The sequence below is a fragment of the Pseudomonas sp. A-B-19 genome (assembly GCF_019947515.1).
Taxonomy (GTDB): Bacteria; Pseudomonadota; Gammaproteobacteria; order Pseudomonadales; family Pseudomonadaceae; genus Aquipseudomonas.
Window position 1 is genome coordinate 138,471 of sequence record NZ_JAGYGN010000005.1, and the last position, 25,733, is coordinate 164,203.

26 protein-coding genes and 1 pseudogene are annotated in these 25,733 nt (G+C 53.7%); 7 read left to right on the plus strand and 20 right to left on the minus strand.

The annotated features are described in order from the left end of the window. Window positions 1–22: 22 nt before the first annotated feature. Entirely contained in the window at window positions 23–649 is a 627-nt protein-coding gene (locus tag KGA81_RS07755; protein WP_223545279.1) for a transcriptional regulator, read from the minus strand. A 52-nt stretch (window positions 650–701) separates the two neighbouring features. Continuing rightward, window positions 702–1,610 carry a LysR family transcriptional regulator gene (locus tag KGA81_RS07760; RefSeq protein WP_223545280.1) on the minus strand — a complete coding sequence of 303 codons (909 nt, stop codon included), beginning with the start codon at window positions 1,608–1,610 and terminating at the stop codon, window positions 702–704. Between the two features lie 96 nt (window positions 1,611–1,706). Here KGA81_RS07760 and KGA81_RS07765 point away from each other — a divergent pair, with 96 nt between their 5' ends. Then, the gene (locus KGA81_RS07765; protein ID WP_223545282.1) at window positions 1,707–2,843 is read left to right on the plus strand and encodes a DSD1 family PLP-dependent enzyme; all 1,137 of its coding nucleotides are present in this window, start codon (window positions 1,707–1,709) and stop codon (window positions 2,841–2,843) included. A gap of 124 nt (window positions 2,844–2,967) precedes the next feature. Here KGA81_RS07765 and KGA81_RS07770 read toward each other — a convergent pair whose 3' ends face one another. From KGA81_RS07770 to KGA81_RS07805, 8 genes are all read right to left on the minus strand, one after another. After that, window positions 2,968–3,327 (minus strand): RidA family protein, encoded by a 360-nt coding sequence (locus KGA81_RS07770; RefSeq protein ID WP_223545283.1) that lies wholly within the window; start codon window positions 3,325–3,327, stop codon window positions 2,968–2,970. A gap of 72 nt (window positions 3,328–3,399) precedes the next feature. Continuing rightward, on the minus strand, window positions 3,400–4,206 hold the full coding sequence (locus KGA81_RS07775; protein ID WP_223545284.1) for an ABC transporter ATP-binding protein: 807 nt from the start codon (window positions 4,204–4,206) through the stop codon (window positions 3,400–3,402). A gap of 29 nt (window positions 4,207–4,235) precedes the next feature. Then, the gene (locus tag KGA81_RS07780) at window positions 4,236–4,928 is read right to left on the minus strand and encodes an ABC transporter permease (RefSeq protein ID WP_223545285.1); all 693 of its coding nucleotides are present in this window, start codon (window positions 4,926–4,928) and stop codon (window positions 4,236–4,238) included. A 2-nt stretch (window positions 4,929–4,930) separates the two neighbouring features. Next, window positions 4,931–5,644: an ABC transporter permease gene (locus KGA81_RS07785; RefSeq protein ID WP_223545286.1), complete on the minus strand. Its 714-nt coding sequence runs from the start codon at window positions 5,642–5,644 to the stop codon at window positions 4,931–4,933. Window positions 5,645–5,649: 5 nt separating this feature from the next. Then, entirely contained in the window at window positions 5,650–6,807 is a 1,158-nt protein-coding gene (locus tag KGA81_RS07790; protein ID WP_223545287.1) for an NAD(P)/FAD-dependent oxidoreductase, read from the minus strand. After that, on the minus strand, window positions 6,800–8,332 hold the full coding sequence (locus KGA81_RS07795) for an FAD/NAD(P)-binding oxidoreductase (RefSeq protein WP_223545288.1): 1,533 nt from the start codon (window positions 8,330–8,332) through the stop codon (window positions 6,800–6,802). Before KGA81_RS07795 ends, KGA81_RS07790 begins: the two co-directional genes overlap by 8 nt. After that, window positions 8,329–8,724, minus strand: a complete 396-nt coding sequence (locus tag KGA81_RS07800; RefSeq protein WP_223545290.1) for a (2Fe-2S)-binding protein — start codon at window positions 8,722–8,724, stop codon at window positions 8,329–8,331. The genes KGA81_RS07795 and KGA81_RS07800 overlap by 4 nt, the downstream gene beginning before the upstream one ends. A gap of 3 nt (window positions 8,725–8,727) precedes the next feature. Then, on the minus strand, window positions 8,728–9,573 hold the full coding sequence (locus tag KGA81_RS07805) for a transporter substrate-binding domain-containing protein (protein WP_223545292.1): 846 nt from the start codon (window positions 9,571–9,573) through the stop codon (window positions 8,728–8,730). A gap of 155 nt (window positions 9,574–9,728) precedes the next feature. Here KGA81_RS07805 and KGA81_RS07810 point away from each other — a divergent pair, with 155 nt between their 5' ends. From KGA81_RS07810 to KGA81_RS07820, 3 genes are all read left to right on the plus strand, one after another. Further along, window positions 9,729–10,640 carry a LysR family transcriptional regulator gene (locus KGA81_RS07810; RefSeq protein WP_223545293.1) on the plus strand — a complete coding sequence of 304 codons (912 nt, stop codon included), beginning with the start codon at window positions 9,729–9,731 and terminating at the stop codon, window positions 10,638–10,640. A 502-nt stretch (window positions 10,641–11,142) separates the two neighbouring features. Beyond that, on the plus strand, window positions 11,143–12,321 hold the full coding sequence (locus KGA81_RS07815) for a phospholipase D family protein (protein ID WP_223545294.1): 1,179 nt from the start codon (window positions 11,143–11,145) through the stop codon (window positions 12,319–12,321). A 259-nt stretch (window positions 12,322–12,580) separates the two neighbouring features. After that, the gene (locus KGA81_RS07820) at window positions 12,581–12,754 is read left to right on the plus strand and encodes a type II toxin-antitoxin system CcdA family antitoxin (protein WP_223545296.1); all 174 of its coding nucleotides are present in this window, start codon (window positions 12,581–12,583) and stop codon (window positions 12,752–12,754) included. A gap of 376 nt (window positions 12,755–13,130) precedes the next feature. Here KGA81_RS07820 and KGA81_RS07825 read toward each other — a convergent pair whose 3' ends face one another. From KGA81_RS07825 to KGA81_RS07845, 4 genes are all read right to left on the minus strand, one after another. Then, complete coding sequence (locus KGA81_RS07825; protein ID WP_223545298.1) at window positions 13,131–13,466, minus strand: hypothetical protein; 336 nt, start codon at window positions 13,464–13,466, stop codon at window positions 13,131–13,133. 24 nt (window positions 13,467–13,490) lie between these two features. Continuing rightward, window positions 13,491–14,219 (minus strand): metallophosphoesterase, encoded by a 729-nt coding sequence (locus tag KGA81_RS07830; RefSeq protein WP_223545299.1) that lies wholly within the window; start codon window positions 14,217–14,219, stop codon window positions 13,491–13,493. A gap of 804 nt (window positions 14,220–15,023) precedes the next feature. Beyond that, the gene (locus tag KGA81_RS07840) at window positions 15,024–15,572 is read right to left on the minus strand and encodes a hypothetical protein (RefSeq protein WP_223545303.1); all 549 of its coding nucleotides are present in this window, start codon (window positions 15,570–15,572) and stop codon (window positions 15,024–15,026) included. Beyond that, on the minus strand, window positions 15,529–15,972 hold the full coding sequence (locus KGA81_RS07845) for a DUF6957 family protein (protein WP_223545304.1): 444 nt from the start codon (window positions 15,970–15,972) through the stop codon (window positions 15,529–15,531). Before KGA81_RS07845 ends, KGA81_RS07840 begins: the two co-directional genes overlap by 44 nt. 308 nt (window positions 15,973–16,280) lie before the next feature. Between KGA81_RS07845 and KGA81_RS07850 the strand changes: the two genes are divergently transcribed. Beyond that, the gene (locus KGA81_RS07850) at window positions 16,281–16,754 is read left to right on the plus strand and encodes an XRE family transcriptional regulator (RefSeq protein WP_223545306.1); all 474 of its coding nucleotides are present in this window, start codon (window positions 16,281–16,283) and stop codon (window positions 16,752–16,754) included. Window positions 16,755–16,849: 95 nt separating this feature from the next. Here KGA81_RS07850 and KGA81_RS30175 read toward each other — a convergent pair whose 3' ends face one another. The 6 genes and pseudogenes from KGA81_RS30175 to KGA81_RS07875 all read right to left on the minus strand — a co-directional run bounded on the left by KGA81_RS30175 (window position 16,850) and on the right by KGA81_RS07875 (window position 23,112). Beyond that, a complete protein-coding gene (locus tag KGA81_RS30175; RefSeq protein ID WP_411736544.1) occupies window positions 16,850–16,951 on the minus strand; it encodes a hypothetical protein in 102 nt (33 codons plus the stop codon). 78 nt (window positions 16,952–17,029) lie between these two features. Further along, window positions 17,030–18,553 (minus strand): hypothetical protein, encoded by a 1,524-nt coding sequence (locus KGA81_RS07855; protein WP_223545307.1) that lies wholly within the window; start codon window positions 18,551–18,553, stop codon window positions 17,030–17,032. Beyond that, window positions 18,550–19,542 (minus strand): AAA family ATPase, encoded by a 993-nt coding sequence (locus tag KGA81_RS07860; protein ID WP_223545308.1) that lies wholly within the window; start codon window positions 19,540–19,542, stop codon window positions 18,550–18,552. Before KGA81_RS07860 ends, KGA81_RS07855 begins: the two co-directional genes overlap by 4 nt. A 9-nt stretch (window positions 19,543–19,551) precedes the next feature. Next, the gene (locus KGA81_RS07865; protein WP_223545310.1) at window positions 19,552–21,549 is read right to left on the minus strand and encodes a hypothetical protein; all 1,998 of its coding nucleotides are present in this window, start codon (window positions 21,547–21,549) and stop codon (window positions 19,552–19,554) included. Beyond that, window positions 21,546–22,130 (minus strand): hypothetical protein, encoded by a 585-nt coding sequence (locus KGA81_RS07870; RefSeq protein ID WP_223545311.1) that lies wholly within the window; start codon window positions 22,128–22,130, stop codon window positions 21,546–21,548. Before KGA81_RS07870 ends, KGA81_RS07865 begins: the two co-directional genes overlap by 4 nt. A 468-nt stretch (window positions 22,131–22,598) precedes the next feature. Next, window positions 22,599–23,112, minus strand: a pseudogene (locus tag KGA81_RS07875) (cupin domain-containing protein). A 351-nt stretch (window positions 23,113–23,463) separates the two neighbouring features. On the opposite strand from KGA81_RS07875, the gene KGA81_RS07880 reads away from it, so the two are divergent. Both KGA81_RS07880 and KGA81_RS07885 read left to right on the plus strand, forming a co-directional pair. After that, window positions 23,464–24,531 (plus strand): alpha/beta fold hydrolase, encoded by a 1,068-nt coding sequence (locus tag KGA81_RS07880; protein WP_223545312.1) that lies wholly within the window; start codon window positions 23,464–23,466, stop codon window positions 24,529–24,531. Between the two features lie 372 nt (window positions 24,532–24,903). Beyond that, a complete protein-coding gene (locus KGA81_RS07885; RefSeq protein WP_223545314.1) occupies window positions 24,904–25,557 on the plus strand; it encodes a hydrolase in 654 nt (217 codons plus the stop codon). Window positions 25,558–25,733: the final 176 nt, after the last annotated feature.

A 25,733-nucleotide genomic window follows, 5' to 3' on the forward strand; every position in this document is an offset into this window, starting at 1 on the left:
CGAAAGCGTAACGAGGTGTTGTTCACCTCGTGTCGCTATAAACCGTTGCGCGAGATACACCCAAGTGAGAAGCCACCGTCTCCATGGCCTTTCGGATTTCAAGCAAACCAGACTCCTTCAGCTCTTGAAGCAGGACTCTCCGGTCAGCGGCCTTCAGGGCACGGGGGGTGGTGGCTAGGCGCGCTGCAAAGTGATCTATCCTCGCCCGTATCGTGTCCGCGCCGCTTGACTCAAGCGACTCATGTGGGCGGTCGCTGCTGAATGAACCGAACTGATCAAGCATACCCTGCAAACCTCTGAACAAGGTGAGGTCAACGTTCATGCAGAGCGCTGCTACATACCGTCCGGTGGAGTCCTTGATGCCAATGGACGTGCTTTTGGCTTGACGCCCATCTTTGAATTGGTTTGGGTAGTTGGCAATGATTTGTGGGTAAGCAGGATCTGCGATCCTAGCAAGTCCGAGCTCAGTGGCAGGTTGCCCTACTTCCCTTCCTGAAAGATTGTTGTGAAGGGCCAAAATTGCGTGCTCTGGATCTCGTAGATCGTGTAATACAACCTCACAGAACGGACTGAAGGTTTGGCTTAAGCCTTCTGCAATTTGCTCCAGCTGACTGATCAGCGCTTGTTGCTCGGGGGTCGTTTTCTTCATAGTGAAGATATCCAGCAAAAGTAGAAGGTTTCAATGAGAGGACGATAACAGCCTATGAACGGCTTTTTTCAGTGCCTTTCGTTTTGAATGATTCACTCAAGAAAGAAGTAAGAGCCTGTATTTTACGGGATCTGTTTTTTCTGGTCGGTATCAGCAAAAGAATCGGAGCGATCTCGAATTCCCATTCCGCCATCACTCGGATCAAGGTTCCCTGGGCAATCGAATCAACCACGTCCCATTGCGAACGCAGAACTAAACCTAGATCCTGTTCTGCCCATCTGCGCGCCACTCCGCCATCATTGCTGACCATGCTTGGAAAGATTCGGACAGATCTGCTCTCGTTGTCCCTGCGCAGGTGCCAGTACGTCGCGTGTTCGTCATTCTCACGAATACAAATACACCGGTGAGCCGCTAGGTCTTCAGGAGCTATCGGGGCTCCATTCTCTTTCAGATAGGACGGACTGGCACACAACCATCGTTCATTGGATGCCAACACTTGAGCAGTCCATGAGCTGTCGCTGATGGAGCCAATGTGGATTACCGCATCGCAATTGCTCCGATCTGGCCAAGGGGTTTCTCGCAGGTCGAGCTCGATTCTTAGTTTAGGGTGGAGCTTTGCAAACCTTGCCAGCAAGGGGGCTAAACGCAACCGCCCAAAGCCAAACGGTGCAGATAGGCGGATCACACCTTGAAGGCGCTCGTCGTCTGCCACCATTGAGTCCGACAGCTCCTCCAACGCCTGCAGCAACCGTCTGCCTTCCTCGGCCATGCGTTCTCCATCCTCGGTCAACGCCAAGCGCCTGGAGTCTCGGCTGGCGAGCTTCATGCCCAACTCCGCTTCGAGCTTTCGCAGTCTCATCGAGAGGGCTGCAGTGGTGACTCTTAGCTTGCGAGCGGCCTCGCTCAATGAGCCGGAAACAGAAATTGCCGTAACCAGTTCGAGATCGGAGAACGTAATCATTAAGTAATTCTTAACATTTGTTTAAGTGAACGTTAACCAAAAATATACCGTACTGCGTAGAGTTGCAAACACACAGACATCCGCGAGACCTAGCTAATGACTTCCTCCATTGATTCCCTCGATACCCCCGTAGCCGTGGTGGATGTAAGCCGCATGCAGCAAAACATCCAACGCATGCAGAGCCAGGCAAATAGTCTTGGCGTAAGGCTACGGCCGCATGTGAAAACTACCAAATGCGAGCAGGTGGTAGCAGCCCAGGTGAAGGCTGGAGCCCAAGGCATAACGGTTTCCACACTCAAGGAAGCTCAGGCCTTTTTTGCCCAAGGCATCACCGACATTCTCTACGCCGTAGCAATGGCCCCCACCAAGCTCAATCAAGCGCTGGAACTACGCCGCGCTGGTTGTTCCCTGACGATTGTCACTGACAGCATTACAGGCGCGAGAGCAATCACCGACTTTTGCCGCGCCCATGGCGAGCAGTTTGAGGTTTTCATCGAGATCGACAGTGACCATCACCGCTCCGGTGTTCGTAGTGACGATCCTGTGCTGATCGAGATCGCCAGAATCCTTCACGAAGGTGGCGCTGTGCTCAAAGGTGTGATGACACACGCCGGCGAAAGCTACAAGCTGAACACCCTTGAGGCGCTTCAGGAAATCGCTGAGCTGGAGCGTTCAGAATGTGTGAAGGCTGCTGAGGTCATTCGGTCTGCGGGCTTGCCGTGCCAAGAAGTAAGTGTCGGTTCGACTCCTACTGCATTGTCCGCCGTTCACCTCGATGGCGTCACCGAGCTCCGTGCCGGCGTGTACGTTTTCTTCGATCTGGTCATGCACAATGTTGGCGTATGCCAGCTGGACGAACTCGCCTTGAGCGTCCTCACCACCGTGATCGGCCATCAGCCAGAGAAGGGCTGGATCATCATCGATTCCGGCTGGATGGCGATGAGTCGTGACCGGGGCACACAGTCCCAACAATGCGATTTCGGCTATGGCCTGGTATGCGATGCAGAGGGCAAGCTGATCGACGGGCTTCAGTTGCGTTCAGCCAACCAGGAGCACGGTGTGGCGTCTTTTGAGGAAGGCCAAAAGGTAGGCTTCGAGCAGCGGTTTCCTATCGGAACCCGACTGCGTATTCTGCCCAACCATGCCTGCGCCACGGGTGCTCAATACCAAGCCTACGAGGCTTTAGAGGAAAATGGAGTGATCAGCCATTGGTCTCGTCTGAACGGATGGTGAGGATATGTTTCACAGAATGGATGCCGCTCCGAGCCGAATAATAGGCTCGTGAATCGTGAAAGGAAGCAATGACCGTTTGGTGCCACGCACACCAAGCGGTCAACCTCAATTCAAGCGCTCCAGCTCAATCCGGCACGGCTGCTACGACGATAATCTCTAGACGAATGTCTGCCTCATCAAATGTCACTTGTGATGTAGCCCGAGCTGGTGTTTCACCGGGGGTGAACCACTGACTCCACACCTCGTTCATGCGATCAAAGTCCGCCACCATGTCTTTCATCCATATCTGGGCATTCAGTATCCTGGAACGATTGCTCCCTACCCCCTTCAACAACTCATCGAGACGAGCCAATACTTGTTGGGTTTGCCCAGCAATATCTTCACTCCAGTCGGTGGCGACGATGCCACTGAACCAAGCCACCCCGTTATGAACTACGGCTCGACTCAGTTTTGGATTGTTTTCAATACGAGTGATGGTGTTCATCATTACCTCACGAATACATGAAGCCGTGCCGGCCATTTGTAGGTGAGCACCAGCCAGCGGGATGTCTGGCTGCTAACGGACAGCGCTCTCGTTGAACCGGCGGACAAACTGATCAAACCTGTCGCTGACGCCACCCGCAAACAGCTTTTGCGGGTCTCCCTGAGCACCGATCCGGCCCTCCTCAAGGAAAAGGATTCGGTTGGACACATCACGGGCGAAGGCCATTTCGTGGGTCACAATGAGCATCGTTCGGCCTTCGGCAGCGAGATCGCGCATGACCTTGAGTACCTCACCCACCAGTTCGGGATCGAGGGCGGAAGTCGGCTCGTCGAACAGCAATACGCGAGGCTTCATCACCAGGGCGCGGGCAATGGCCGCACGCTGTTGTTGACCACCCGACAGTTGCGCTGGATAGGCGTTGACGCGATGAGTCAACCCAACTCGCTCAAGCACCGACAGTGCCTCTTCGCGGACTTCCGCCTGATTGCGCCCTTGAACGTGTACAGGCGCTTCCATCAGGTTCTCCAGAACGGTCATGTGGCTCCACAGACAGAAGTTCTGGAAAACCATGGCCACCTCGGTTCGCAAGCGATCCACCTGCTTGCGGTCGGCAATGCGAGGGTCGGACGTACCCAGCCGGAGTTTGACTCGCTCGCCAAAGATATCCAGCGAACCGGCAGACGGAAGTTCCAACAAGTTGAGGCAACGGAGGAAGGTGGACTTTCCTGATCCCGAAGCACCGAGGATCGAGACGACCTCGCCCTCTCGTGCAGTGAAATCGATGCCTTTCAATACCTCGATTTCACCATAGCTTTTACGTAGACCCAGCGTAGCAATCGCAGATGCCTGGGTGGACAACTCAGCGGCGATAACAGACATGACATTCTCCTTGGCGGTAATTGGCAGAATTAGTTACGACGATGGGCGAGATGCCGCTGTAGCCGTCGTTCGATAAGTGAAAACGCCAGACTGATGAGGAACGTCAAAGTCAGATACAGAGCCCCGGTGACCGCAAAAATTTCCATGACCCGGTAGGTGGAAGAGATCAGTTTGTGGGCGATCCCTGTCATCTCTATCAGCGTGATGATGCTGGTCAGCGACGTCGCCTTGAGCATGAGGATGACTTCACTGCCATACACTGGCAGTCCCTGACGAATCGCGATGGGCCACGTCACCCTCCGGCGTAGCAACAGCCCCGACATCCCGCAGGCTCGACCGGCTTCGATCTCATTGGCCGGAACGGCCTGGAGCGCACCTCGAATGATTTCCGCTGTGTACGCTGACGTATTCAAGGCAAGTGCAAGGATTGCGCACCAGTAAGGCTCGCGCAAGAACGGCCATAGAACCGACTGACGTAACCCCGGTATCTGACCCAGACCGTAGTAAATGAGGAATATCTGCACGAGAAGCGGTGTTCCGCGAAAAATCTCAACATGCGCGTTGCCTATCCAGCGAAACAACCGATAACGGCTGCTGGCTGCGGACGCAATCACGATAGCCAGCATAAAACCCGCAACGAGCGCCATCAGCGAAAGTTGGAGAGTGAGCGGTACGCCCCCCAGCAGTTGCTGGAAGACATCAGTCAGAAAGTCCCAATCCATCGTCAACGACTCCACGGTCTGGCAAGGCGCTTTTCCGTGCGGCTCAACAGAGATCCAGTTAAACGACCGATAATGAAAAACACCGCCGCTGCCACGCCGTAGAACAACAACGGCTCTCGTGTCGATCCGGCTGCCGTGATGGATTGACGAAGCAGTTCAGTCAGACCAATGACAGACAGCAATGCGGTTTCCTTCAATACCGATTGCCAGATGTTGCCCAAGGCGGGCAAGGAGAAACGCAGCGTCTGTGGCGCAATGATCCGTCGGAGCAAAAGAACGTCGGACATACCGCACGACAGCCCGGCTTCAATTTGTCCGCGATCCAGCCGCAGAAATCCCGCGCGGTAGGCTTCGGTCTGATACGCCCCGGAAACAATGCCAATCGCCAGTACACCGATAAAGAATGCCGGGAGCGAGAAGAACCCTGGAAGCCCGCTCAGGTTCATGATTTTGGTGAACGCGACACTTCCACCAAAGTAAAACAGATAGATGATTAGAATCTCGGGAATCCCACGGAACACCGTGGTGTAGAACATGCCTGCGGCCCGCAACATGGGTTGGCGAGACAACTTCAATGCAGCTCCGCCTACTCCGAGAACACTTCCAAGTAGAAAACCACTGATTGCAGCGGCAATGGTAATGCCGGCGGCATTTATCAACGGCATGCCCCATCCCTGGGGGCCAAAGCCGACCAGATCATAGATACCCAGCGTCATTGTTTTTAACCTTGTAGTTGGGCTGAATTGATAGAGGAGAATCTTGTTGTATTGAATGGCTCGATCAATGGATTAACTGAGCCGCTCACCAATGAATGGGCTACGGCTTCTCCCACTGCAGGCGCTAACTGGAAGCCATGGCCGCAGAAGCCGAACACATGCCACAGACCTTTATGTTTTGCGCTCGGCCCGATATAAGGCACGCCATCCGGTGTCGCCCCTTCGAGCCCCGTCCAGGTACGCAGTACCGGCACTCCGGCCAGAACGGGAAACGCCTCAAGCGTCGCAGCAGCACTGGAAGCCATCCGATCCATGATTGTGAACGAAGTCCCCTCCTCCAGGCATGGCTTGCCGGAGATGCCACCGCCAATCACCAGAGAGCCCACAGCGCTCTGCTTGAACGACAACGGTCTGTCGATGCCGATCACAACCGGCTCGATAAACGGCTTGACCCTGGCGGTCACCATCATGCTTAACGCCAGCACCTTGATCGGCAATTCATCACCCAACTGCGCCGCCACTTGCGAACCCCAGGCTCCCGCGCAGTTGACGACCCAATTGGCCTTAATCGCACCGACACCCGTGTCGGCTGACCAACGCCCATTGGCGTCTTGATCCAGTCCGTTTAGTACACATCGTTCATGAATGACTGCACCTGAAGCCTCGGCCGCCTGCCGGAACGCCAATGCAGCATTAGCCGGATTGGCATGACCATCTCGCCGGGAAATGAGTCCTCCGAGTGCAGAATCTGAAAGAGCTGGAAGCAACCGCCGCAACTCGTGGGAATCAATGAACTCCTCGCTGTTGTAGCCTCGGCGCTGCATCTCCTGATGACGAGCACGAACCCACGCCATTTCGGCCTCATCCAGGGCCACCGCAATTTGCGACGTCCCCAGACGAACCTCACACGATTGCACGGCGGACGGGTCAACAAATCTGTCCAGGTTGCGCCACATCTCCATCGCACGCAGCGACAACGGATACTCGCGCACATCGCGCATAAGCAGTCGCAATCCACCTGCGTTCACACCGGAAGCGTGTCGCCCCGGCACACCTTTGTCGACGAGGGTTACTTTCCAGCCGGATCGAGCGAGGAACATGCCGATTGCACACCCCTGCAAACCTGCACCGATGATCAGTACATCATCTGCATACTTACTCATGGGGCTGCTCCATGGCTTCGGCTTCCGGTTTATCTCCCAGCGAAACGATCTGTGACAGCTCCGGATCCAGCCCACCGAGGTTCGCCAGTGCAATGAGCGGCAAGGGACGCAGCGGAGGCCGCGCGCGAAACGGTGCCGGCGCGTCTGTGCCAGGTGATTCAGCCAGCAAGCGAGCCACGGTCACCGCACAACTGCGCCCCTGACACGGCCCCATCCCACAACGCAGGATGCCCCTGAGGTGATTCATCTCGGTGACGCCATTGCCGATGGCCGCTCGGATATCTCCTGCCGTGAGCTCCTCGCAGCGGCAAACAATCGTGTTGTCCTCCAGCACTTGCGTTGCAAGGCCGCGAGGAAAAGCCTTGTCTATAAACGGTCGGCCCGCGAGAGTGCGGACGACGTCACCACCACCCGTTATCATTCCGCCCGATATGGCGGTCTTGTGCAGGTCAGCCGCGATGCAAGCAGCGACGTACCGCCCATGGGCGATCGCAGCATCGGCACCACCAATTCGCCTCGCATCACCGGATACCCGAATCTTGCACGGGCCGCCGGTCAAACCCGGGCCTGGCGCCATTTCTGCACGGCCGTCTTCGGTTGTTCTGGGTTTCCAACTCGAGTCATCGCTCTGCCAATCCATTGCTAGACCGGCGCAGTGCACAATGTCGGTCGCCGGCACAATCCCGTCATGCACCACAAGCAGATCACAACCGAGTTCGACTTTACGGCCGGCAATCGACAGGCTCACGGACTCGACCTTGTCGCGCCCAAAAGCCCGCAAATCCGAAACGCCCGTCCGCATAGAAATACCGGCCAGTTTCAGCTTGGTGAGCCATCCCAGCCCTTTGGCAAGGGGGGCCAATGCGGAGATCTTCAGTGATCCTAAGGCTGCAATCTTGTCGTTGAACGTGTCAGTACGCCCAATCAGACTCGGACGAACACCCAGGCGACGCAATTGGTCAGCCAGGAGCAGAATCAACGGGCCTGTCCCCACTAATACCACGCGCCCGCCAGGCTGCAGTCGGCCCGCCTTTAGCAGCGTTTGTACCGCGCCTGCGGTCATGACGCCGGGCAATGTCCACCCAGGAAAGGGAATCGGTCGTTCCATGGCGCCGTTCGCAACGACCACCTGGTGTGCCCGTAGATAGCCGGCTGCATCACCCTGTAACCAGCCCACCGTGGCATCAGCGCGCAAGTCCCAGACTGTGGTCTGCGGCCGGTAGTCGATGCCGGGAGTTAAGCGAAACTGTTCGATCAATGCCTGGCCGGCGAGGTAAGTGGGCCCGAGTGCGTCCAGAAGTTTGTTTGTTGCTGGGCGCGCTTGGAGATTGGACTCAAGCGAACGAAAAATCTGTCCGCCTGGCGTTGGCTGCATGTCGAGCACGATGACCTTGAGTCCTGCTCGGGTGATCCCAATCGCCGCAGACATACCGGCCGGCCCTGCACCGATAACGATTACATCGGCATCAACCTTGATTTCGCTGCTGCCTCCCGGGAGGGAATGCAGTGTCGGCATACCGGTCATTGGAGCTCTCCAATGGCTGTCGCGGCACCCGTCTGAGTGCAGATTTTCATACCCTCATTAACGATTTGAAGGCAGGCCTGCTTGTTGCCGATTCCGTTGATTTCCACTAGACACTCGAAACAGTGACCGATCATGCAATACGGCAATCGAGTAGCACCTGTAACAGGCGTCGTGCGAAAAGCAGGTGTATTGGCTCGCAATAGACACGCTGCGACTGTTTCACCGGGACGGGCCGGAATCGGTCGGTCATTCAAATAAATAGTGATTGTTGCCTCGAAGGCACCCACTGGGGTGAACATACCCGTACCTGCCAGAAATAAAGTTGCGGAGTTGCCTGCTGTGTTCAACGCCTGGACAGCCTCTCCCGGTTGCCGGAAGAGGCCTTCGCCCATCGATCAATCTCGCGTCGAGATATCCACGCCGAACCACTTTTCCGTCAGCGCCTTGTTTGTGCCGTCGTTGTTCACCGAAGTGATCGCGGCATCAAATGCCTGGCGTAAAGTGTCGTCGCCCTGACGAAGCGCAATGTTGGTGGTGCCCTGCCCCAGCACGCCCCCAGCAAATGTAGGCCCAGTGGAAACCAGCACACCTTTGTTCGCTTCGATCACAGGCTTGAAGGTGGTGACGTTCGCCACGCCGACATCCAGACGGCCGTTCGCCAGATCCAGTGCGAGCTGCTCAAAGGTTGGGTAGTCGCGAATATCCAGCCCTTTGAAGTACTCGCGAACGAAGTTCGATGCAGTCGATCCGGTCTGTACGCCGATAACTTTACCTTTAAACTTCAACTTCAATTCGTCTATGGCGGCCTGTGCATCCGCCGGCGAATCGGTCAAATCAAAAGCATGCCCGGCGTCAGAGAGACTCTTCAGATCATTGTCAGAAGTCGTCAGAAAACCGTTGGGCGCTTTGGCATACGACTTGGAAAAGGCGATGACTTTCTTGCGCTCCGGGGTGACGCCCATAGAGGCAATGATCGCGTCGTACTTCCCAACGGTCAGGCCTGGGATAATGCCGTTCCATTCCTGGCTAACGATGGTGCATTTGACCTTCATACGCTCACACAGCGCATGCGTTAGATCAATCTCGTAACCCGTCAGCGAACCATCGGCATTCGTGTAGTTCCACGGAGGATAAGCACCCTCGGTGGCCACCTTGATTTCGCCCGGCAGGGTCTGGGCGCTGGCAATACCAGCGAACAACGGCATAAACGCCATGGCAAGCAACACACGTTTTTTTAACATCTCCATCTCCCGGCTTGTTTGGATTATTGAAGGGCAGATAGCAAAAGACTTAAAAGCGGCTATTCATCGTTGTGGGCTCACTATAACGACGGGCTGAGAAGTGGCACAGACACTATCTAGTTGACCTCAGCAAAAGCCCTACTTATGCTGAGCTCATGAGCAGATCACTTATCCCTTCCCTGAACTGGCTCCGTGTTTTCGAGTCAGCGGCCCGTCATCAGAGCTTCTCCAAAGCCGGCCAGGAGCTTCACATGACAGGCGCGGCCGTCAGTCAACAAGTCCAGTCGCTAGAAGCCAGTCTCGGCCGTCCCCTGTTCGAGCGCTTGGCGAATCGAATCCAGCTGACGCCGGAGGGCAGCGACTTCCTCCCGACGGTACAGCTCTCCATTGGTGCAATAGAGAGCAAGGCTGCCGCACTTTTCGCACCTCAACGGATACAGCGCGTGTCGCTTCAGGCCAGTCATCTGATGTCCATGAGCTGGCTGCCACAAGTGCTGGCGGATTTTGAGCGCGACAACCCTTCTATCCGAGTGGAGCTCTGGATGGAGGGTACTCAGCAGCGAAGTACCGAACCTGATCTGGCAATACGTTTCGGCGAAGATCCGGATCTGGTACGCCACCCTGGCCGCCTCATGGGACTTTCTTACGTGATCATGTGCCGTAAGGTTGACCTGCCCGAACTGACGTCTCTAGACGAGTTGCTGAAACACCGTCTTCTGGAGATGATTCCGCATTCGATGGGCTGGATGGGTTTGCTGAGTCACAACTTTGGGCCCGCCCGAAGTCGTAATCTGAAGTTGGAACCTGTCGACACCACTCCCTTGGCTTTCATGATGGTCAGTCAGGGGTTGGGGCTCGCGATCGGGCCTGTTCCAGTTTGCTTGCCGCTAGCAGCCTCACTGGGGCTGGTAGTCTGCCCCCTAATCCCGCAAACCCCAGGCCCTGGAAATTACTATCTTGAACATGCGGTGAACCGCCCGCAGAGCGCTGCAGTACTAAAGTTAGAGCAAGCTCTTCATGTTGCTGCGCAAAGCTCGATGAAAGCTTCGGTCACGTCCATTTCATGAGATACGTAATCGTTTGGATGAAACATTCAGCTACTTGAAAGTGCGCTTCAAAGAGGAGCACGATCGCTTCGACCACTTAGAGCAACCAGTACATGCATTGGTCGATGCACCGCCAAGTAAGCATGCAGCAGCGGAACCAGATCTATGCTTGTCCAAGCCCTACCAACACTTCGGCAACGGCTGTAAATTTATCAACGCGAGCGGCGTTAGGAGCACCCAATTTACCTGACCGTTTCGGCTTTGGTTGTCTCCCTGTTGGCGGGAAAACTCGCCCTGCGCCTGATGTTCAGAAACCCGATGATCACAGGATTTTTGCATACCATTCGCTCCAGTGTGACCCCCTCTGACTCCTGTCCTATCTCGGTTTATCCGCCTCCCAGCGTTTGCAAAAGGCGGCATATGCGGTCATGCAAGCCAGAGTCGGCCAGAGCCTGTCGGTACGACAGCGGCAAGTGCATCAACCCAGCGACGCCACCTCAATAACAACGCGGATTTTTTTTGCATGAAATTGCTTTTACTTCCCAAACGTTCCGGTACCGAGCTTCATGACGTCTATCGTCGTGCCCTTCGCGAATCGACTCATCTGTACATCGTCAGCGCTTACTTGACTCATTGGGACATAAAGGGCGACCTGGGCCACCAGTGCGAGTCATTCAAGTTCATAGTTGGCAAAGATTTTGGAATTACCCGCAAGAAAGCTTGCGAGGACGTACTCCGATGGCTTCCCTCAGACAGGCACGATGATTTTCTCGCCGCGGAAGCAATAGACGGATTCCACCCGAAGGCCGTTTTTTGGAGAGAGCTGGATGGCAAATCCTACGCGCTTGTCGGCTCTTCAAATCTCTCTAAAGCTGCTTTCTCTACCAATTACGAAGCTAATGGCTATTCAATGATTTCTGATGAGACTTTCAAAGCCGCCGAACAGTGGATCGAACAGCTCGCAAATATGTGTGTGACCCTCGATGAGAATTGGATTCATCGGTACAGAGAGGCCATCCAACCTAAGAAGCCGAAATCACCAGATACATCAGAAACAGAAGGCCATGATGATGGAGCTGTCTTCGAACTGGTATTGCCCGATCCCCTAACGCTCGAGCGTTCCGCGGCCGTGCTGACCAGACGGCGACAACAAATGCTCCTGTTCAAAAGCGTAAAACCCGACCTCGAATCTTTATTTCGGACGACTGCGGCAGCCCGCGCCTGGAATCCGTCTCGCAACCTAGGTTTTTACGCCACGCTCAACGCCCTCTGGTCACTCGATATCGGAAGCCGGTTCCAGGGTCGGGGTTGGGAAAGACAAGGTCGAGGTAGTAATTTTAAGGAGCTGGCGAAAAGCCTGGTACGCATATTGGACGCACAGTATGTATCCAGGGATCGTGTCGTGAGAGTAGAAATTGATCGCTTGCACAGCATTGGCTTGACCACCAGAGGCGCCCTCCTCTCAGAGATGCTTTGCCAATTCTTCCCGAAGCAATACCACGTGCTCAATAAGCCAGTCAGAGATTGGCTACGAGACTCAGGCCTAGACAGAGTACGAGGCGCGACCGAGGGCGAGAACTACATTCGCTGTGCACGCCTATTTCGCATAGCGCTCGACCGCGCGAAAGATTATCCAGCGAAAAACATTGCTCAACTCGACGCCCTCATTTGGTTGGAGAGTAATCCCGACTCAGAATTTTAAACTGATGCGTCGTGCGCGAGCTGCTTCCATCGGCTCAGGCCCATATACGCCTAAGGACACTCCCCCTTCGGAAAGCTGCTGCCCTTGTCACGCAGTAGCTTAACCAAGAGGGGATGCAGGACGAGGATGGGTGGTAGTCATCATGTTTTCGTGCTTGACGAGTACAAACCAGAGCCCAAAATTTAACGCTGGGGTTAGCAGTTTGCGGCAACACGGCTACCAGTATCTTGTTGATAGCGATTCAGAAGAGGCGATGGCCATGCACCAACAGGAAGACATTATCCTCTCTGCGATGATGGAGCGGAATCGAGCGGAGGCGCTGCGTACGGAGCGGCAAGAGCAATGGCTGGCAGAGAACAGGGAGGAACTAGATGCCTACAACCAACACGTTGAAGCCCTTGGAGTGTTTAGCGACAATGTGCGGAGCTTTTGAGGCAATCGCTTCACTAGCGGATCGCACTCACATCATCGAGGGCATGAGTGCATCAAGTCAGTGGATGATCTCGACAAGGGGCAAGGCACCGTTTTGGTACCACCAGTGGCAGATCACGTACCTACTACCATTACGTGTCTCGCAAACCCGATATCCCTTGAGCTCGAACACCCTTTCGATCCTGGAAGTGCGGATTCTCCCGCCGTCTACAAATCGACCCCGCGTTTCTGAAAAAACGACTCCAGTCATGCACGGAGACTGAGTTTCGGCACAGCAAAGGTACCCGGTGATCGGAACACCGAAATTAATTTTCTGTGCCTCTAGCACACTCTTTGGGAATCCCAACTATCAACCCTCTTGGCATTCGATATCGACGTCAGTGAACTCGATCAAACCGGTCTAACGCGCCATTCTCGTAAAGGCAGTGGGCTACGACATACTTACCGCCATCGGCTGCAATCACGACTTCATAGCCATCACGCTTGTATCGATCAGCAATGGGTTGCGTATGGATTGGCAACCCTTCCGGAAACGCCCTCACGTGATCGCAAAACAGAAGCCCAGTCATCCGCGGGGAACGCTCCAATGCGCATAGCAAATAGCCAACGACGTCTGGATCAGCGATAGCTGCACGCGCTTGCTCTATGACCTTCGGCAGCTTGAAAAAACTAAAGTCAGACAGATCTGCGCCATAGGTTTTGATCCAGTGCATCTGGTCTCCCCTCCTCTTCAGCGATCAGATTTCTACAGTCAAATTCGGAACAAAACCCGTCTCTTCCCCTGGATAACCACGGGGGTTGGAAATGATTCGGCATCCATCTAGCTCGCAATCCACAGCTCGGTGGGTGTGTCCAAAGATCCATACGTCTACGAAAGGTAGAAGCGCGTGCCAGGAGTTGAAATATGCGGCACTGAGATGATCGTAGTGCTTTTCACGGCCCACCTCCGGGACAGGACAATGATGCGTAACGACAACAGTTTTGCCATCAAATGGCTCGCTGAGTTCGCGCTTCAGAAAGTCAAAAGCCACGCGATTTCGCTCAATCACATCTTCTGGGCGCAGCCGGCGGAAACTCTCTTTCGCCCTGATCAACTTGAAATCATTCATAAACGCTGCACACGTCATCGACGCTGCAAGTTTGTCGCCTGTAGATGTGAAATCAGTCCACCCCGTTGTGACCAAAAAACGTATTTCGCTGTGAATCCACACCTGGTTTTCCAGGACATGGACGTGGGGTGCGGCGGCATCTCGCATTTTGCGCAGGGTGTGGTCGATATGGCCTGAGTAAAATTCATGGTTCCCACAAACATAAATAACCTCACGCTCAAACGTCTGATTCGCCCACTCCACGCCACGACATTTTGTGTGGAGGTCTCCCGCTAAGATCACCAGATCTGCGTCGTTCGGAGGCGGTACGAAATCAGAAAATTCGAGGTGTAGGTCTGAAAGCACGTAAACCTTCATCTGTGACTCCTCAAGCTCATTCGCCAGGTACGCCAGGAAAAATATGAGCCAGCGACAGGCAAGCAAGATCCACCATGACGCTTGAATCGCTCCTTCGCGTAAGCGCCTAGCTTCACCAGATCCTCTACAGGCAGCGAACAATTTGCGGGGCGAATCAATGCTCCGTAGGTTCTCCAGCACCCCATGTCGGTGGGTGCTCAACAATATCGATAGTCATCGTCAGCTCAAATTGCATACGAGCGAAAACAGTATCGAGGCTCGGATGAGATCCCGATTCACGTAGCGCTGTTACTAGCTGAAGCAGCTCTTTGCCACTAGCCAGGGACATTTGAACATTGCAATACACCGTATCGTCGTCTTCTCGAGCCATACCGACTTCAGATTCCCATGCTGCATTGGCCCGCCCTGAGCTCACTCAACAGTTGGTGACACAGGAGACCCATTCATACCCGCCAGGAAGGCTCGGAAGCTTGGACGGCCGTCCAATCGCTTGAATGACGCGATCACGTATCTAGCATCCATCGATGTGAGCACCCAGAACCGCCCTTCCTTCTTAGCAAAGCGTATGGAGGAGGTACGCAAAAAATGCCCGTCATCAAATCGCCCGAATTTACCGACTTCCCTGTGACCGTACACGACTCCGACCGCCGTGCTGCCAGATACGAAAACGTCGCTCAAGTAAGCCATGATGGGAAGATCGTAGTGGTGCTTGCTCGCACGTAGGATTCTGCGCAAATGAAAATCTGTGAGGCGTCTGGAATGAAGTTCGAGCGTTGTATCGCTTGGCATTGCCCCAGCCCCGATTTAGTAGATTTTCTTGACTTCGACTAAAGAGTCAATGCAAAACTGAGGGTCGTGAACGTCTGCATACACTGCTCCGCTAGCCACCTCCAAGAGACACACCGGGATCCCAATTTTATCGTAACCAAGCGATAGCCCAGTCAACTTTTCCATGCTCCATGCATCAGTTTTGTTCATCCACTTTGGGATCACTGCCTGCACTTGTGTCAGTTCGAGATCAGGCCCGCGCTTTTTGAGGATCTCCTTAAACGCAGTTTCATCACCAGCCATTAGCACTAGAGGAGTCATCCGATCTTCATTACGGATTTTTACATCCACGTGATACCAATGCGTCGGGAGCAATCGAGAGATTTTGAACCAATGTGAATGACCTTCCCCGAACATTCCTTCCTCCCCTGCCTGATCAGCAATATCTGTTCCGAACGTTCCTTCGTCCTCTGCCTGATCGGCAATATCTGTTCCAAACATCTCAACCTCAGCTCCAATCAATTCGTGAACCGATTTCACACTAGAAAAAAGAAAGAACCGTCTTGAGGGTTGCTGACTTTTCATGACCGAGCCCCTTCAACACGTAGATCGTGTTCCTTGTTTCAAAGAGGAATCCCTCCTCAAACGAGGTTGCAAAGGTGCTGCGCATCCAGTCCCCGACGTCGAACCGCCGCTCGCTGTCAAAGCGAACATTGTGAGCAAACAGAATCATCGGGAGTTGCCCTGCTGCGTGGATTTTGTTCAGTTCCTCCTCGGTGACATCGACGTTGAAAATTGTCCAGTTCTCAACCAGGCAGTACGGTTTTCGCGGATAGAGAGCTTGGACGAGCCCAATGAGAATCTCATCTGTGTCCATGGCACCTTGGCGAGGTACGCCTGGGCCGCCATCGAGTAACTCCTCAGCACCTTCGTTTTTATCTCTGCTCAATCTCAATATCTCCGTTAATACATCTGCTGTGTTCATCGCGCGATCCCTTCATAGGCTGCGCAACCGTATTCCCGAACCGCTCTCGAGCGAACGTGACCACCTGATCACGGTCTTCGCTAGCGCAATCTCGGTGCTCTTGAGGCACCTGAAAGAGCTCTAGACCTGGGGTACCCACCACGGGCACCTCGGTCTTAATGCTCCTTCAGAGAGGTCTGGTGGTGTCCTACTACCCTCTCTACCACTGCGCGCTGCCCACTGAAGAACCCGACAAAACTGATAATACACTATATTGACGTTTATTCGTAAAGCTCAGTTATGGCTATATCCTGACTTTTGAGAAAGTCATGGAACTGAGAACCGCATTTGCAGGTGTGCTTCGGGCGCTCCGCCTCATTCGGCGCGCCAGGTACGCTGACGTCTCGGATGCGACTCACCGACGTAAAGTCAGTGCTCTTGAGAACGCGCAGACAAGCATCACCGTCGAGCAATTTGACGAGCTGGCACGATCCCTTGGCCTCGATCCCATTGCGATGCTTACCCTCTGCATCGCCCAACGCCAGAATGAGCAGCCACTCACTGTGATTGGCCGTGCATTGACCGACGTGGCAGCGTTCGAAGCTGAGGGCGGCATGAAGGTGCTCAGCGATCAGTTCGACGCAGGCGGTAACCTCATAAAACGAGGACGCGGCAAACCGCTAAACACAGATAATGAGAAAGCGGTACTGGCGCTCAAAGCGGAAGGTGCGACGCAGCAGCAGGCAGCAGCGCAGTTGGGGTTGGCGTTGACGTCGGTCAGGGAGTATTGGAAAAAGAATTGACGATCAGTAGCTCATCCTTGGCAGATGAATTCACGCTTCAAACGCTTGCGTAGAGCCCTAGTGGGGACTTAATCAAACACCAGGCTTGGAGCTTGCTAAATTTCCCTCCAAGCCTCAACTAACTCTCGGCCATGAGCCGATTTCCACTCTCTTAGCTTTTTATTGTTAGTTCCCAGGTGCAGCGCCTGAAAGCTCATGGGCTAACCGGGTTTGGGTTGCCCGGAAGCTTGGAGATTCCAAGCAGTCAGTGGGGAGGCATTGGGAGTGACTCACCGCTACAGATCGAGACGGCGGTTACTGTTTGATCCCACGTTATGCAGCGCACATAGGATGTTCTGGTTGTTTTTCAGCGCCGAGTAGTACCAGCGATCAAGCGTCACCTGCAGCGGATACCTGCGACGGCTAACGCAGTCTGGGATGCTGCCTGCGAGCGCAAACTCTGGATCCTCCATGAACAAGATCGCATCCCAGTAGATATAATCGCGGTACCGGCGTGCGGTTTCGTAAATCATCGGAGCTACAAAGCTAAGCAGACTGCCGTCATGCCTGTAATTCAGCACAAGCGTGCGACAATCTATCTCCCGAAAGTGGCGGAGTATGCTCCACATCTTGTAAAAGTTGCCAATCAACCTATACATCCCTAGCTCACTCTCGCACTGTAGGGTTTCCCCGCGCCGAGCAGAGCTAATGCCATACGAATGCAAATGGCTTATTTTTATATGCAGCATATCCCAAGGCGAGACACCCCAACGCCGAGAAAAGACAATCAAATAAGCCATCACGCAGGGGCATATGGTATCAAGATTGAAAGCATACCAGTTCCCCGAGGCCGTACGAACAAGACGCGCCAAACATTTTCTATGCAGGCGTATATAGCGACGATATATATACCTACGAATAGACTTAATGGTTGATACAGAGTCTTCGAAATCAGCGTGTGGCTGCGTTTCCCGTATAGCATCATAACACCTGATACATTCTTCGCTAGGAGAACTGAGGATGTGATAAAATCTTATTTCCCAGGCGAGCTTTGAAAGAGGGAATTTTAGCATTGAAGCGGGCGCTTCAACCTTAGATGCAAAATATCCAGGCGATCCACGATCTGCTAGGAATTTGAAGACGACTTCTTTGTCTTGCAGTTTGGACGGCTCTGCCGCCACTACTTCATAGATGTCCTGTCCTACCAAACGCGATCCACGCCTGATCCAATCTTTAAGCCCGTCACACCAAGCGATTACCTCGATTTGAAAATCTTTAGGCGCTTCATCTGACGATAAAACATCAAGGATAATGCCCAAATGCTTACATCTCTCTGAAGCAGCTGCGATCCCTTCCTTTCCCGGCCATTGCTTTGATAACACATCCGAGCATTGCTGGCAGTCCTCAAGGGCTTCATGATGCCAAGGACAATGCGTGATGTGTTCGAAATAGAATACTACCGAATGATATCCCATCTTGATGCATTGAGGGCAGTGTCGGATTCTGGGTCGAGGCCTCATTTGTAGGGTTTCACACTCCCAATATCCGGGCAAAGGAAACCAGCCATCTAAAAACGAATATTTAAGCTCATTGCGTAGGAGCCCACATGCGTCCTCCACTCTTGAATGAGGAACTTGAGCACCGTCCCACCAACGATCGAACTCCTCGGGCTCGGAGCCACCGACCTCCAAAAGTTCGCGAATCTCATGAAAAGCGCGAGTGTGGTTCCACTTCATCACATGGAGAAATATCAGCCAGGAGGAAGTGTATTTGAGCGGAGGCCTAAGAAAGATTAGATGAACTGGATTCGACGGTTTCATAACACGCCGCTCTGTGTGAGAATATCTGCATAGCTGCTCAACTGTGACTCTGACGTGGCAGATTCAATAATTTTTTGGGTCAGAGTAAACTCTGGGGCGTCTCGTTTCATGGAGCGAATCAGAATAAGCCTGAACACCTCAAACACGAATGCGGTGGGAAGCAGAGGAAGATTATAGGTTTTCGCAGCCTCAGACATTACCTGATAAATGTCCGAGGCCGTGCTGGCAAGACGAAAGCCAGCGGCATAAGCTTGCGGAAGAAAAAACTGAGTGTAGGTGCAACGGCTTCCGGCGGGATAAGTAAAGTCTTCATCGAACCCTTTCATAGTTTCAGCCATCCAGGTATGGTCTGTGCAATGCGGCAGATCCCATACTTCACTAAGAAACCGGGCAGTCAGCTCCGCACGCTTCTGGTTTTTAAGCAATTCAATCGCATAGCTAATTTGTGTTTGGCTAAAGCCAATGAGCGTGGTGTCAACATTACCAACGGCTAGTACATTTTGGATATACTGTAGCTGCTCAAAATCTTCTATCGTAAGCGTTTGAAGCTCATCTAAGAATAGAACCCAGTGCCTCCCCCCCCTGTTTCTCAGGGTGCTTTCTATGTCATTCAGTACATCTACTCGCAACGTCCCGATATCTATTCTCTTAGGCAGTCGGAGACCCAATGACCTGGCCAAACACTTGACGATATTTTCCCGGCGTTTCCGATCACCGTTTGTGTCCGCGGATACGCGCGTCAGAAATCTGTCCTTGAATGCGGGATGGCTATTCAGTGCGCTGATCACGAAGTTACATGCCGTAGTTTTCCCCATCCGGGGGAAAGCCTTAAAGACTAGGCACGTCTTATGAAGCATTACGCAGTCCATGACTATCCCGAGCACCTGCGGCATACTAGGAGTGAGTGCGACATAGTTCTTTGTCACTAACGGGTGGTTCCACAGGAACGTCTCTTGCTGCTCGGCGTCGTACGGGTCATAAGTGTTCATAAGGCCCTCTTAGAGCTTTTTGACCAATTCGATGAGGTCTAAGCTGCTAGGTGGAACAAGAAACTCGCGCTCCGGTATAGGAGCCTTCTGAGTCAGAGACGGGGCAGGCTGTTGCAGCGCTACAGGTTGAGCACTATTCTCAACTTCGGAAGCGCTACGAGATTGCTCAGCTCTCAGCCTGTCGAGCTTCGATGCCGACCTTCGATCTTGCTTGTTGCTCGCCGCAGCTGCTTCGAGATTTGCTTCCAGATGTCGCTTGAAGGTCGCAAAAATGTTGACACCACTCGTACGAAATATGACCTTCCGATACATCAGTGAGTTGATCTCGTCACGGGTTCTAAGGCTATGAGGGAGCTCAGCCCAGTCCCCCTGTACCGTGAGAGGCCCTATAGGAGCGCCGTTTTTCAGAAACCCTTGTACGACTCGAATGTCCGACTCGTTGACTTCAATGATTATTTCTTTTCCAACGAGATCGGGACTATCCATCAATCTGGACGAGGTATATCTGCCTCTCTTAAAAGTAATATAAGGGCGATGGCCATCTTTGGCTCCACCTTTGACTGTCCGCGTGCTCTTCACGCTGACAACCCCCAATGATTCACGCATATCAAGTGGTGGTCGCCTCGGTATATAATGATCCTTCCTTACCAACTGTGCGACCGCTTCAAGTGGGGACAAATTCCGCAGGCCCTCGGTCGGCTCCGCATTCAGGTTAGCGAGATACGCGTAGACCAATTGATCGAGTTCATCACTGGTGACCCGGAACTGAATAGCAGCTCGTTCGGGATCAATGGCTCTGCCTTTATCAGGGCCTGCACCCGTAGTATTTGGAAAGCGTTGAATCAAATCCGCAGCCAGAAGCTTAAATTTATGTTCGATGTTCGGTCGTCTTTCCGGGCGGCCAGGAACACCATATTCATTTATGCATCCAATTTGCATTCGGAGCGTACTAACCTTATCACTCAGGTGTGCTAACGCATTATCAAGTCGAATGATCGACGGCTCTACCTGCGTCATCTCAGGAATCACCTCTGCGGGAAACCCCGCACCCGGATTTATATCCAAATCCTTGATTGTAAACTCGGGTCTTGGGAGCTTAGCGCTAAGCATTTGGCGTATTAGTGCCACGACATCTTCAGCAGTCACGTCGTCACCATGAACGACATAAAACCAAAGCGCTGCAGAAGTCAGTGACTCGACCGCTGCAAGGAGGTGCAGCTTTTTCAAGATATGATAGGTTTCAAGCCCATATTCATGTTGAAGTATCAAGATGAATAATGCATCGACTGTATAAGAATCAATCTCAATAATCTCCATCAGGCCCCTTGACTTGGTCAGTGAGGAATGCCCTGTACCGACAGGTATATGCGCAATCGCACCACGATCACCAGTAATATGAACAGTCCGCTCAAAATTTTGATCTCGCACTTTGCTCACATACGCAGTCAAGGTTCTAATGCCGCGATGCTTTGTGTTAAATGGCCACTTCGCTGTCGGGTGCCCATTGTCTTTTAGTATATTTATAAAGGCAATGTGAAGATCTTTTGGCCGTATTGCGAACTCATGCACTTTTTTATTTTTTCCTTTGGGCTTCCTCTTCAAGATGAGATCTTGAAGCTCCGACTCAAGTTTTGGGTAAAGCGTGAAAATCGCCCCCAGAACGCCAGAGAGCCCAGCGCCCGATTGCCACAGGGACGCATCAACTTCCTTCGTACGCTTGTAGGTTTTTATCGCAATATGAGGCAAGAGCGCGCGGTAACCATAAACAGATCGATCAGGTGCTAACAGAAGGCAGCGCTTTATCATTTTTTTTAAGTAGCTGCCATCTATGTTAGTGGCATGCTTTATGGATTCGATCGTGCTTCCATTCATGTACAGCTCAAGCGCCTGCTTCCTGTGCCGGTAGATCTCGGCAGCCTTCGGCTCCAAAGCTTGAACAGAGACTTCTTCCCAAGGCATCGTGGCCTGGATAAGCTCTATGATTTGCGAGCGAGAGCGTCTGCTCATAGTGCGCGCCAGACGGTGTTATAACCGAAGCCGTTTTTGTCAACCTCAACCATCACAGATCCAGCAATGATCAATCTGCAGATGACACCCAGCGCGATGGCTTGATCTGAGATATCCACGTCATCAAGGAGAGACCGGATCGTCCCCTCCTTCTTCAACTGAACCTGGGTGCCCACCAGCTCAGTTTCATGGTCAAGTACGTAACTCCTCACCTGCGATGCCATAGCAATCACTTTCAGCCAGAAGCCCAACTGATAGGCGACTAATGCAAGGTGGGCGAACGTAATCGAAACGAGCTGAGCGTGGCGAACGACCTGATCAGTGTGTCGATAACGGATGGGCACCGATTTGCGGTCTGGGTCTAGCTTCTCCTCGGCGTCTATCTGATGGAGTGCTACCGAGCCATCCCGACGCTCAACCCATATCCCTCTGAGCTTCGTGAAATCATCGATGTCATCCGCATTCAAGCTGATGTCGACATCCTCATCGAATCTGTAGGCCAGCACGCTCGAACTGGTCTCAAGCTCAGTAGCCCAATGGATAATTTCCAGGTCGCCCAAGATCTTGAGATCAGCATTCATTTTCGGGCTATAGGTTATCCAGAGACTGCGGTTGTGACCGCTCGTTTTCCTACTAGCCGTTAGCTGCTTTCGGCGGTGACCTTTCATTGTCGCCATGGGATTCGATCTCGCTGGTTGCAGGGGTTCGAAATCGCTTCCCAAAATTTTACTACGACAGACGGAACCTTCTAGGACTTATTGGAAACTTCTATCAGCCTACAAAGATCGGTAAGATATAAAGGCTAGGTGGTCTCAATGATTTCATGCGCCAGCTACCTTGAAATCTGCATTGTTTTGTGAATTTTAATGGTTAGTGATTCTTTAGGGAAAAAATTACTTCTCAGTGATGCTATGGGTACGGAATCACTTCCCAACATTAGAAGGGACTTTGACCATATCGACTGAGCAATCGCGGAGTGGATTTTGTTAAGTTCTTGATTAGGCTGCAACTGGTCGCTATGGGGATAGGGTCATCGTTTCTTCTGAGTACTATCCTCGCGTCAGCTTTTCGATCAGCGCCCAATGCTCAGGAAGCTGTTGACCGAGCTTTTGCCGGTCGCCCATTTCCATATCCATCCGCGAAATCAAATCCTGGCGTAACCGCTTCACTGATCAAGCCGAACCCTGCAGCGCCGTGCATCACCTGCGAAGCTTTCCAGATGCCACCGGGCACATGCAGTTGCAAGCATTGTCCGGCTAGAACGTCGTGACCCATCACGATGGTTTTCAACGTGCCATCTGGAAAAATCAACGTGTACCGAATCGGATCGCCCACATGATAGTAATGAACGATGTCTGACTGGTTGAGATGGAAATGACCTATCGGAGAATCCTGGGTCAACAGATAGAAAATCGACGTCATGCAAAGCCGTTGGCCACCTGCAGTCACAACAGTGTTCTCGTCGGCCGATTGGTAGGTTCTGCGAAAGAATCCACCTTCGATATGGGGCTCTAGACTCAGGGCTTTGATCATTTCTCCAATTTGCAGGGAGATTTGAGTCATTTGTCGTATACCCCATAATTCGTGATCTTAGCGCCGTATTCGCAGCGTTTATCGACATAACTCGACTAAATAGTGCTTTAGTCGAGTTGGCTTTTACTCTGACTCGAAGCCATAGCAGAAAACCGGTCGACTTCCCCGCTCCTCAGCCGCAGCTAAGTTTCGCTGCCTATCCAAAAGGCTCAGGCCAAGTCCCCATGTATCACAGTGTGTCGGCGCGACGGCCCGATACACAGGCATTCATCCGCCCGGCGATTCGACACAGGCCGGATACGTTGCCGCGTTTCAATGCAAGCCAGGTTTGAAGGGGCTCGGACCGGCCCCCTGACCCTTGACTGGCAATGGAGAAATCCCATGAAGATGGCACCGCGCAACAGCAACACCGGCAACGCTCGCCGCCACTTGGTCGGCCCTTCGATCCTTGCGCTGACCCTGTTCGGCGTTTTCGGCGCAGCCTACGGGCAAACGGCCGCCACCGCGCAGCCAGCGGCAACCCCGGCTGGCACCACTCGGGCGGCGCCCTCGCCGTTCGGCTCGCTCAAGCATGTCGACGCCGGGCTGCTGGACGTGGCGTATGCCGAAACAGGCCCGGCCAACGGGCCGGTGGTGATCTTGCTGCACGGCTGGCCATACGACATTCACAGCTATGACCAGGTCGCGCCCTTGCTGGCCGCCAAGGGTTATCGGGTGCTGATGCCCTATGCCCGCGGCTATGGCGATACGCATTTCCTCTCCGACAAAACCCTGCGCAATGGCCAACCGGCTGCGCTGGCCACTGATGTCATCGACTTCATGGATGCCCTGAAGATCAAGCAAGCGGTGCTCGGTGGTTATGACTGGGGTGCGCGTTCGGCCGACATTGTCTCGGCGTTGTGGCCGGACCGGGTCAAGGCGCTGGTCTCAGTCAGCGGTTATCTGATCGGCAACCAGGCGGCCGGCAAGAACCCGTTGCCACCCAAGGCGGAATTGCAGTGGTGGTATCAGTTCTACTTCGCCACCGACCGTGGTCGCGCCGGTTATGAAAAGAACACCCACGACTTCGCCAAGCTGATCTGGCAACTGGCTTCGCCGAAATGGGCGTTCGATGACGCCACCTTCGACCGCAGTGCCAAGGCGCTGGACAACCCCGACCATGTCGATATCACCGTGTTCAACTATCGTTGGCGCCTGGGCCTGGTCCAGGGTGAAAGCCGATATGCAGCGCTGGAGCAGAAACTGGCCACGGCGCCGTCCATCAGTGTGCCGACCATTACCCTGGAAGGCGATGCCAACGGCGCGCCCCACCCTGCCCCCGAGGATTACGCCAAGCGTTTCACCGGCAAGTACCAATTCCGGCTGATCAGCGGCGGCATCGGCCACAACCTGCCGCAGGAAGATCCACAGGCGTTCGCCAAGGCGGTGATCGATGCGGATCATCTTTGAGGGCTGATCCGGCATCGCCTGCTGTTGCCGAATAACTACCTTTGTGGGCACGGTCCCTTGTAGGAGCCAGCTTGCTGGCGATGGTCGTAAACGATAAACGGGGGCAAGCCCCCCTCGCCACAGATCGCTCCCAAAGGGTATATCGGCTCCTCTGGCATCCGCTCCCGAAGCACACCTCAGGTTGACCTGCCCATCGGCCTTGCGCCGATAGGCCCGCCGCTTGCCCGGCATGTGCAATCCGTCGGCTTGGGGACGTAATGTAATCATGAACCACTTGGGCAGCGGGCCTCAAAGACAGCACACCGATTCAATATTCCCGACCCGATCTACGTAACCATGACGTCCTCATTCACACCCCGTAAGGACCCTGTCATGGCCATTGCAAAAGCAGTCCCCGGCAAAACCCTGCTGACCCCGACCGACCACACCCTGATCATGATCGACCACCAGTCGCAGATGTCCTTCGCGACCAAGTCGATCGATGCCGTGACCCTGCGCAACAACGCCGCGCTGGTAGCCAAGGCAGCCCGTGGCTTCAAGGTCTCGACCATCCTCACCACCGTCGCCGAGAAGAGTTTTTCCGGGCCGATCTTCGATGAAATCAAAGCCGTGTTCCCGGAACACAACGTCATCGACCGCACCAGCATGAATACCTGGGAAGACGAGCGCATCGCCGTGCAAGTCAATGCCATCGGCAAGCAGAAGATTGTCCTCGCCGGTTTGTGGACGTCCGTTTGCATCGTCGGCCCGGCGCTGTCGGCGATCGATCAGGGCTTCGAGGTGTATGTGATTGCCGACGCCTGTGGCGACGTCAGCACTGAAGCCCATGAAATGGCCATGCAGCGCATGATCCAGATCGGTGCCCGGCCGATGACCGCGCTGCAATACCTGCTGGAACTGCAACGTGACTGGGCCCGCGGCGAGACCTACGACGAAACCGTGAAAACCTCGATTGCCAACGGTGGCGCCTACGGTCTGGGCCTGATCTACGCCAAGACCATGTTTGGTGCATCCGAAGGCCATTAAGGTCCGTTGAAAAAACCGGCGACTGCAGACGGACTCCTGTAGGAGCGAGCTTGCTCGCGATGGTCGTTAACGATAACGCGTGTTTACCGGCTGAACGCGGCGCTATTGAGACCATCGCGAGCAAGCTCGCTCCTACAGTAAATCATCGCAGTCGCTCCCCCCTGTGGTGAGCCATT